Annotated in this window: 8 protein-coding genes; 1 reads left to right on the forward strand and 7 read right to left on the reverse strand. The window is 34.3% G+C overall.

Annotated elements, in window-relative coordinates:
• Positions 1 to 33: 33 nt before the first annotated feature.
• The 7 genes from ACHAJD_RS09360 to ACHAJD_RS09390 form a co-directional block, all read right to left on the reverse strand.
• Positions 34 to 1,227, reverse strand: a complete 1,194-nt coding sequence (locus ACHAJD_RS09360) for a prepilin-type N-terminal cleavage/methylation domain-containing protein (protein WP_435585605.1) — start codon at positions 1,225 to 1,227, stop codon at positions 34 to 36.
• Positions 1,228 to 1,359: 132 nt separating this feature from the next.
• Positions 1,360 to 2,694 carry a dihydrolipoyl dehydrogenase gene (lpdA, locus tag ACHAJD_RS09365; protein ID WP_435585606.1) on the reverse strand — a complete coding sequence of 445 codons (1,335 nt, stop codon included), beginning with the start codon at positions 2,692 to 2,694 and terminating at the stop codon, positions 1,360 to 1,362.
• A complete protein-coding gene (gene gcvPB / locus ACHAJD_RS09370; RefSeq protein ID WP_435585612.1) occupies positions 2,691 to 4,148 on the reverse strand; it encodes an aminomethyl-transferring glycine dehydrogenase subunit GcvPB in 1,458 nt (485 codons plus the stop codon). The genes lpdA and gcvPB overlap by 4 nt, the downstream gene beginning before the upstream one ends.
• A complete protein-coding gene (gcvPA, locus tag ACHAJD_RS09375; RefSeq protein WP_435585607.1) occupies positions 4,142 to 5,473 on the reverse strand; it encodes an aminomethyl-transferring glycine dehydrogenase subunit GcvPA in 1,332 nt (443 codons plus the stop codon). Before gcvPA ends, gcvPB begins: the two co-directional genes overlap by 7 nt.
• A gap of 16 nt (positions 5,474 to 5,489) precedes the next feature.
• Positions 5,490 to 5,864, reverse strand: a complete 375-nt coding sequence (gene gcvH, locus ACHAJD_RS09380) for a glycine cleavage system protein GcvH (protein WP_435585608.1) — start codon at positions 5,862 to 5,864, stop codon at positions 5,490 to 5,492.
• A gap of 17 nt (positions 5,865 to 5,881) precedes the next feature.
• Entirely contained in the window at positions 5,882 to 6,967 is a 1,086-nt protein-coding gene (gene gcvT, locus ACHAJD_RS09385) for a glycine cleavage system aminomethyltransferase GcvT (RefSeq protein WP_435585609.1), read from the reverse strand.
• A 168-nt stretch (positions 6,968 to 7,135) separates the two neighbouring features.
• Positions 7,136 to 8,746, reverse strand: coding sequence for an HU family DNA-binding protein (locus ACHAJD_RS09390; protein ID WP_435585610.1), 1,611 nt, complete (start codon positions 8,744 to 8,746; stop codon positions 7,136 to 7,138).
• Positions 8,747 to 8,937: 191 nt separating this feature from the next.
• Between ACHAJD_RS09390 and ACHAJD_RS09395 the strand changes: the two genes are divergently transcribed.
• Positions 8,938 to 10,018: sensor domain-containing diguanylate cyclase (locus tag ACHAJD_RS09395; protein ID WP_435585611.1), on the forward strand; the 1,081-nt coding region annotated here is incomplete at its 3' end.

Raw genomic sequence — 10,018 nt, forward strand, 5'->3', positions numbered from 1 at the left:
GCAGTAAAAAAGCAGTTCTTAAATGAACTGCTTCTACCCTGCTGGAAGTACGTATTCGATAAGTTCCCAGTCGTTTGAGTTACTTGGTTCTTGACCTTGGGTGGTTCTTAGTGCTCTATAAAATAAGTTGTCATAAATTACAATGTCTTCTGCATGATATATAATCGCAGCTAACCATAAATAGTCATCGGTTATTTCATCCCAAACCTCAGAAGATAAACTTGGTTCTTGTGATGGTGGGAATAAATCGATTTTAGCCACAAATGCACGGGCAATGGTTTCACCTTCTAAAATATGAAATACAACATCTCCTGATTTATACTCATTATATACACGCCAGAATACAGTGATTTCTTGCCATCCGTAAGAGGTTGGTTCACCTGGGGTAATGAGTAAATTGTCTTCTAACGCTTTAAATTCTGCGCCTTGGTGATAGACAATATCACCTTTTTTATAGGTATTAAATTCACGCCATTCTGGGGTTATTTCTTGCCAGCCACGTTGAGTGCCTGGTAATATGCCAGACATAGTATCATTTAGAGCTTCATAACGTTTACCATTATAAAATACACGGTCACCTGTGCGATATGTGTTGTGAATAATGAAATTGATGGAGAGTTGTTGGAATGGCCCATCTACTACAAATGTTGAACCAGCCACTGGCGGTTCAGCTTGTAATCCACCTGATCTTACTTGCCATAATGTCGTTTCATCTGGATAATAAAACACATCGCCTAGTCCAAAAGTATTTACTTGCCATTCTGGGGCTGGATTAATTTCTGTGTTATTTGGAATATTGATTAAATCTCTTGATGATGCTGATGGGATAGCGCCTAAATAAGGCACACCGTTTGTGACATTATAGATGGCATTGCCTAAATTATTAAATGGAAATGAGTATTCATTATCTTTAGCATAATAAACAAAGAAGTTTCTTATTCCACCACCAATTGAAACTTGTAAAATATAGGTTTCATCTACAAAATCTAAGAATTCATCTAGTTCAGTTAACGTTAAGATTGTGCCTGGTGGGCAACTTGCGTAATTATCTTGCCTACAAAAGTTTTTAGCGGCACGCTCAATTTGTAGTGCCTCTTGTAAGACGCGCTCTTTTTGGTTATTAGTAAAAAGGGTTGTTGCTGCAGGTATACTAATCCCGCTAACAATACCGATAATTAAGATTACGATTAAAACTTCAATAATAGTAACCCCTCGTTGATTATTCATAGTACAACACCCCTTAAAAAAAAACTAAAAATATAGATTACTTTAATTATATAGTAATCACTCTAAATTATCAAACACAAAACCAGTTATTAATTTCATCTACACTACAAAAAAACAGAGCAAATGCTCTGTTTAATGTAGTTGTCTTAATGCATCATGAATAATTTCTGAAACAGTAGGATGCGCATGGATGATATCATGGGCTTCACTGACTGTTTTTTTCAGATTAATTAATGTGGTAAGTTCATGAATCATGTAATCTGCCCCTGCCCCAATAATATGGGCTCCGATTAATACATGATTTTTATCGGTAATAAGTTTAACAAAACCATCAGTTTCATCCATTGAAACTGCTTTGGCATTGCCTTTATATAAAGCTTTAACTGAATGAATATCTTCTTTATTTAGATCATCTTCGCGTCTACCAACACTTGCAATGAGTGGATGGGTGAAGATGACACTAGGCACTAAATCAAAATTGATTGCGTCAGCTTTTTTTAAGATGTGATTAACGGCACGGTACCCATCATAAGTTGCTTTATGCGCAAGCATCAGTTCTGCATTTACATCACCGATTGCATAAATATTAGGGACGCTTGTTTGTTTATTTTCATTCACCATAATGCCTTGTGATGTGTGTTTGATACCTTCAAGATTTAAATCTCCAAAGTTAGGGGTGCGTCCAACTGCAAGTAAAACCATATCGACTTCTAGTTCAACAAGTCCTTTTTTTGTTTCAAATCTTGCCAAATAGGTGTTAGCTGCTTTAACAACTTCTTTTAAACTTGCATTAGTGTGAATATCAAGACCTGCACGTTTAAATAGATTGCGTGCGCGTTTTCTAATATCAACATCTTCTGTCATTAAAATTTCTTCCGCAAAATCGATTAGCGTTACTTCTGCGCCAAAGGCTTTAAATATTTGGGCCATTTCTGTCCCTATAACGCCGGCACCAACGACTAATAACTTTTTAGGAAAAACGTCTAAATCTAAAATAGATTTACTCGTTTTAATGATTGGTAAATCATCGCCTGGAAAGGCTAGTTTTTTACTATTAGAACCTGTTGCGATGATGATATGTTTGGCCTTTATAATTTCATCATTTACCTTAACTTCGTTTGGGTTAATGATTTGTCCTTTACCTTCAATGAAGGTGACCTTTTGCGCTTTTATTGATTGATGAATACCTTTAATTTGTGCATCGACTATCGCTTCTTTACGTGTTTTAATTAAGTCGAAATCCAAATGAAAAGCGTCTTGAATTACGCCAAAGGTTGATACATGAGTTGCTTGATGGATGGCTTTAGCATTTTGATAAAGCGCTTTAGTAGGGACACATCCCCAGTTTAAGCATGTGCCTCCTACTTTATGCGCTTCAATTAAAACAGTTTCTAGGTTATTCTTTGCGGCATATAACGCCGCATCGAATCCCCCAGGCCCTGCCCCGATAATAATTAAATCTTTCACTTATCTAATAAATCCTTATATTTTACAATAGGTTTACGCGCTGCTAAAGCTTCGTCTAAACGTTTAACAATGGTGTTATATGGTGCCCCTTTTACAAGTTCAGGGTTTTCTTTTGCTTCTTTGGCAACTTTAATCATAATGTCAATAAAGTTATCAATGGATTGTTTTGATTCAGTTTCAGGGGGTTCAATCATCAGGGATTGTTTATAGATGAGTGGGAAGTAAACGGTTGGTGGATGCACATCATAATCAAGCAGACGTTTCGCAACATCAAGGGTTGATACATCTGTTGATTTATCTTTTAATCCATCAAAGACAAATTCGTGTTTACACACGCCTGTAATTGGTAAATGGTAATAGTCTTTTAATGATTCTTTAATATAGTTTGCATTTAATGTACTGAATTTTGCAATTTCAGAAATATGTTCTTTACCAATACCAAGTAAATACGTATACGCTTTAATATAAACGCCTACGTTACCATAAAAGTGAGAAATTTGACCAATGCTTAAGTCGGTGTGATCATCTAATAAATAATAGTCTCCTGCTTTTCTAACAACTGGTTTAGGTAAAAATGGTTTAAGTGCGCGGGTTACGCCAACGGGTCCAGAACCTGGTCCACCACCACCGTGTGGGGTTGAGAAGGTTTTATGTAGATTGATATGCATGATATCAAATCCCATATCACCAGGACGTGCCATACCAAGAAGTGGATTTAAGTTTGCACCATCATAATAAAGTAATCCGCCTGCTTCATGAACAAGTTTTGCGATTTCCATAATATCTTTTTCAAACATACCTAAGGTATTAGGATTGGTTAACATGATTCCAGCGACTTCATCACTTAATACGTTTTTAAGATCTGACACTGACACTGAACCATCTTTATTTGATTTTACTTCAATCGCTTCTAATCCTGCAACGGTTGCGGTTGCTGGGTTGGTACCATGCGCAGAATCAGGCACAATGATTTTCGTACGTTTTGTGTCTCCACGTGAAGTGTGGTAAGCTTTCATAATCATAAGCCCAACTAATTCACCATGTGCCCCAGCATATGGGTTTAATGTAAATGTATCAAGCCCACTAATTTCTGAGAGCATTTTTTGTAAGTCATGATAAATTTTAAGGGTCCCTTGTGCTGTTTCAATTGGTTGGTAAGGATGAAGATTCGCAAATGCTGGTAAGTTAGCGATATCTTGGTTGATTTTAGGATTATATTTCATGGTACAAGATCCTAATGGATAGAATCCTTTTTCAATGCCAAAGTTTTTAAAACTAACATTTGTATAGTGTCTGACAACATCTAATTCGCTGACCTCAGGTAATCCTGGGCAATCATCACGAAGTAAATGTTCTGGTAAATCATAACGCTTAATTTCAGCTTTAGGGAGAGTGTACCCTTTTCTATCTTTTACAGATATTTCAAAAATGAGTTTATCGTAATACATTATGATAACCCCCCTATAATACGAATTAAATCATCGATTTGTGTTTTGGTACGTTTTTCCGTTAGCGCAAACACAACTAAATCGCTTTTTTCTTCATTGAACATTTTAAATGGTAATGGTCCTAAGTATCCATTTTCAGCTAAAATACTGTTTAGATGATTTGGATCTAAGCTCGTGCGTAAAGTAAACTCTTTAAAGAATGGTTTATCATACACTTCACTAAAGGTTGGAAGTTTTAATAACATGGTATGTAAGTAATGGGCATTGTCATAAGAGCGTTGTTGCACTTCATAAAGGCCTTTTTTACCCATAATTGACATATAAACCGTTACAAATAAAGCCAGTAAGCTTTGATTTGAACAGATATTTGAGTTTGCTTTTTCACGGCGAATATGTTGTTCACGTGCTTGAAGGGTTAATACGAATGCACGTTTTCCATCTGTATCTTTTGTAACACCACAAATACGACCAGGCATTTTACGCATATATTTTTCAAGCGTTGCCATGTACCCAATGTATGGTCCACCATAAGATAATGGAATCCCTAAAGTTTGTGCCTCACCTACAGCAATATCTGCCCCCCATGTACGTGGGGTTTTTAAATGACTTAAGGTTGAAGGGTCTTGGTTAATAATAAAGAGCCCTTTGTGTTCTTCGATGGTCTCTTTAAAGCCATCGAGGTTTTCTATAATTCCGTAAACATTAGGCGTTTGTACAATAACTCCTGCAAATGAATCGTTCATAATCGCTTTTAAATGATCTAAACTGGTTTCACCTGCATGTTCTTCTATAAGGGTTACTTCAATGCCTTTATATAATGCATAGGTTTTAACAACTTCTATAATATTAGGATTAACCGTTGCACTAATTAAGATTTTATTTTTCTTTCTATGACTACATGCCATAAACATTGCCTCAGCGGTTGCTGTTGCCCCATCATACATAGAAGCATTCGATACATCCATACCAGTAAGTTGCGTAATCATGCTTTGGTATTCAAAAATGTATTGAAGTGTTCCTTGTGATATTTCTGGTTGATATGGGGTGTAGGCAGTTAAAAATTCTTGACGCTCGATTATATGTCTAATAACACTAGGTGTATAGTGATCATATGCGCCTGCACCCATAAATGATATTAATGGCTTATTCATGCTAGCAAGCATTTCAAAATGATCATAGATTTCTAGTTCAGACATGCTTGAAGGTAAATCTAAATCTTTATGCACGAGTTCTTTTGGAATATCTGCAAAAAGGGCATCAATATTTTTGACGCCGATTGTTTCAAGCATGGCTTTGATGTCTTCATGGGTGTGCGGTAAATACTTAAACATCAAACCACTCCTATTCTTATTCGCAGACTTCTGCGTATTCTGCTGCGTTTAAAAGTTTGTTTAGTTCACTTTCATCTTCGATTTCAATTTTGATGATCCAGTTTTCATATGAATCTTCGTTTAATAATTCAGGGCTGTCTTCTAATTCTTCATTAACCAAAACAATTACACCTGATAATGGGGCATTTAAGTCTGATGCTGCTTTTACTGATTCGATTGCTGCAAACTCACTAAACTGAGTAATTTGTTCATTTTCTTCAGGTAATTCGATGAATACGATTTCTCCTAAAGACTCTTGTGCATAATCTGTAATTCCGATATAAGCAAACCCATCTTCAACACGTACCCATTCATGACTTTCTGTATAATACAAATCTTTTGGAATGTTCATAAATTGCCTCCTAAATATTACTTATTATATTTTTTATCATAAAATTTTTTGTTTCTTACTTTTACTTTAACACGCTTATTACGAATTTCAACCTCTAAAATTGTATCTTTTTTATCATAAGGTTTATCAATTAAAGCCATCGCTACGGTGAGGTCTGTACTAGGTGAACGGTAGCCTGTTGTAATCTCACCAACCAATGTATCTTCATGATAAACTTTATAGCCATGTCTTAGTATCCCTTTATCTAACATTTCAAGACCTACAATACGGCGATTTGGTTTAAGTTCTTTTTGCTTCATTAATACATCTTTACCAATAAAATTACCTTTTTCAAAGGAAATCGCAAAATTTAACCCTGCTTCTACTGGGGTAATATCTGGTGATAACTCATTCCCATATAACGGCAGTGCCACTTCGAATCTTAAGGTATCTCTACACCCAAGTCCACAAGGCTGTAAGGTGTCATTATCATCTATCAATTTCTCAAAGATGTATAAAATGTCTTCGTGATCACCGTAAATTTCGAATCCGTCTTCGCCAGTATAACCAGTACGAGAAACTAAAAAGTTGCGATCATATACTGTAATGTCATCAAAAGTGAAAAACTTAATCTCATCTAAATTAAATAAAGTTGCTTTTTGAAGCATGGTTTGTGCCTTAGGTCCTTGAATCGCAATTTCACTTATTTCTTCACTTTTATTAACAACTAAAGCATCAAATTTATTGTTTTTGTTAATCCATTCTAAGTCTTTATCGATATTAGAAGCATTAACCACAAGTAGGTAAAATTCATCATTGACTTTATAGACAAGTAAATCATCGACAACCCCACCATTTTCATAACACATCATCCCGTATAATATCTGCTTTGCTGTCATTGTGCGGACGTTATTTGTAAATAAATAATCGACAAAATCTGTTGCTTCTTTTCCAACGATGTAAATTTCTCCCATATGAGAAACATCAAATAATCCAGCTTCATTACGCACAGCTAAGTGTTCTTCTGTAATACCCGTATAACTAATTGGCATATGCCATCCAGCAAAATCAACCATTTTAGCATTTAATTTAACGTGTGCATCATGTAATATTGTTTGTTTCATTAAACCGCTCCTTCCGTACATTTTTTGCTCACTTTTATCGTATCATATTTTTAGTTTTTTCAAAGTCTTTTATAAATAAAATACGCATTTTTTATGTAAGCCCTAACAAATACATATTATAGATTAAAAAAATCGCATATTCAAGCGATTTTTTTAGTTTTTATAGAATTATTTTTTTGAAGGGTTTAATGTGTCTGTAAACGCTTTACTTGGTTTGAATTTAATCACGTTATGTTCAGGCACAATGACGGTTTCATCTGTATTTGGGACTACCATCGTTTTTTCTTTATGTTTAGTTATGTCGAAGGTACCAAATTGATGAATGGCGATTTTATCTTCGTTCATGAGTGATTCTTGCATGACATCAAGTAACGTAACGTAGAATTTTTCAGCGTCTTTAGGGGTTAATTCACATGTTGATAATATATTTTCTATAATATCATCTTTTACAATACTCTTAGCTTGGGGTTTCTTTTTTGAATTTGGTTTTGATTTGGTATCTTTCATTGGTGGTTCTACAGGTTTTGCACTTGGAGTAGGTGGTTCTATAGGTAGAGGACTCCCATTATTAAGATAATCATTAAATGCTGGGCTTCCTTTAAAACGAACAACATAATGTTCTGGTATTTCTGTGGTTGCCTCACTTGTTGTAGGCACTTGCATAGAGCGTGCTTTAAGTTTAGAACATGTAAAGGTTCCAAATTGGTGAATCGCGATTTTATCATGGGCAACTAAGGCTTCTGACATAACAGAAATTAGAGTGTCGATAAAATCACGTGCTTGGCTGTAATCTAAATCAGTAAGTTCTTCTATAACTAGTGAAATATCTTCTTTTGTATGACTTTGCGTACGTCTTTTTTTAGTGGCTTCTAAAATAGCACCTTTTACAAATGGTTTTTTTTCTTGAACGTCTTTTTCGGCTTTTTTAGGTTTAACTTCTTTAGACGATGGTTCGTCATCATCTACTGCAAATATTTCTTGGCGTTTGCGTTTTTCTTTTGCCGTATCATCTTTTGGTGGTGTTTCTTCTATGATTTCTTTTTTTACTTCTTCTTTAACTGGTTCGGCTTCTTTAACTTGTTCAGTTTCTTCAACAATCTCTGGTGATGATGAAACATCCTCTTCTTCAATTGGTATGATCGTTTTTTCAACGAGTTCTTTGCGTTTTTCTTCTCTTTCTATTACAGATGTCTCTTGATGTTCTGGGGCAACATATTCAGATAATTTGCTTGATTTGAGTTTGATTTTTGGTTTCTTTTTCTTTTTTTGTTTACTAAGTTCTTCTTGTCTTTGTAATTCTTCTTCAAGTTCATCTATGATTGGTTCATCTTTTTTTATTGGAGTAGCTTCTAATTTAGTTTCTTTTGCTGCTTTTTTAGGAACTGATACTTTAGCTTCTTCTGGAATGGCTTCTTGAGCTTTAGCTTCTATTGGTGTAGCTTCTTTAGGTTTATCCTCTGTTTTTTCCTTGTCGGTGGCTTCCTTAAAATCTGGGGCAACAAATTCTTCTAGTGGTTTTGGGGCTGTAATTTGTGTATAGCGTTTTTTCTCTTTTACAGCTTTTTTTACCTTTTTATCAGAATCATTTAGGAAATACTGTTGGAAATAACTTGATAGTATTAAAAAAACTGCGATAAAGCCCACTTCTAATATGAGGATTGTATTAAATGCACTAAACTCTTCGTTAATGACACACAATCCTTCAATGGCTACTTGATCACAATTAAATGCGTTTATAAAGGTTAAATAAAAGAGCGTTACTATTAATGCTAGTAACACTAAAAAGCTCATGAAGATCATGAGAAGGCTTAACTGGTAAAATAATCTCACTCGCCTCTGCTTCACCGTGCCACCGCCCTTTTTTATTATTTTACACTATTATTTAGAAATTTAATACACTTCATTATTAAAAACTTAAATAATGCGAAATTATTTACTGTGTGTTACAATTATTTTATGAGGTGATGATTGTGAGAGCTAAATGGCATTCTGCGTTAATTGTTTCTGTTACGTATATTATTTTTGGATCTTTATGGATCATTTTAACGGATTGGCTTATAGATAGATATTTTGATAATTTTATATTCTATAGTACCGTTAAAGGGTTACTTTTTGTATTGCTTTCGTCCATTGTAATCTACTTATCTGTCTATCATCAAATAAAACAACATAGAGAACTAGAAAGAATCATTGATGTTGAACTAAAAAAGAAGGCTTCTTATAAGAAAACACTTGAAGAACAAAACAAACGCTTATTCAAATTAATTGATGAATCACCTGTCCCTATGATATTACACGCTGAAAATAAACGAATTTTAAGACTTAGTAAAACATTTATCGAACGTACGAAATATACTTATGATGATATTCCTACTGTAAATGCTTGGGTAAAAAAAGCTTACCGTGATCATGGGCCTAAAGTGTTAACTCATATTGATAGTTTATATACGATAAGTAGTAAATTATATGAGGGGACCTTCTCACTTAAAACAAAAGATGATCGTACACTGATTTGGGACTTTTATTCTTCTTATATTGGAAGAGATGAACAAGGCCTAAGAAATATTATAAGCATTGCAATAGATATTACCGATTATAAACAAAATGAATCGGATTTAAAATTCTTAAGTTATCATGATGATTTAACCAACACATACAACTCTCGTTTCTTAAAAAAACATATTGAAGAACTTGGCGATGAGACCTTTGTTGCATTACTTGCTGATATTGATGGCTTAAATGATATCAATAAAGAGTACGGACGTTATAAAGGGGATGCTGTTTTAAAATTATTTGCATCTTTATTAAAATCTCATCTACCAAAAACCTCTATTGTTGCTAGGGTTGGTGGCGATGAATTCGCAGCCATTATTAAACAAACAACCCTTGAAGAAACAAAAGAATATTTGAAAAATATTAAAGAAGAACTGAAGTTAGTTACTTTTGATAATATTAAAATTGATGCCTCATTTGCTTCAGCGCTTAAAGATAGTGATAGTAATTTTGACGATATCATTAGTCAATTAGAACACAGCATTATTTCAAAAAGAA

Origin of the sequence: Liberiplasma polymorphum (assembly GCF_043951795.1) — a bacterium.
GTDB classification, from domain to species: Bacteria; Bacillota_I; Bacilli_A; order Izemoplasmatales; family Izemoplasmataceae; genus Liberiplasma; species Liberiplasma polymorphum.

Excerpts from the sequence above, each read along its gene's own strand:
- ACHAJD_RS09360 (WP_435585605.1), bottom strand. The coding sequence starts at position 1,227 with ATGAATAATCAACGAGGGGTTACTATTATTGAAGTTTTAATCGTAATC.
- gcvPA (WP_435585607.1), bottom strand. The coding sequence starts at position 5,473 with ATGTTTAAGTATTTACCGCACACCCATGAAGACATCAAAGCCATGCTT.
- gcvH (WP_435585608.1), bottom strand. The coding sequence starts at position 5,864 with ATGAACATTCCAAAAGATTTGTATTATACAGAAAGTCATGAATGGGTA.
- gcvT (WP_435585609.1), bottom strand. The coding sequence starts at position 6,967 with ATGAAACAAACAATATTACATGATGCACACGTTAAATTAAATGCTAAA.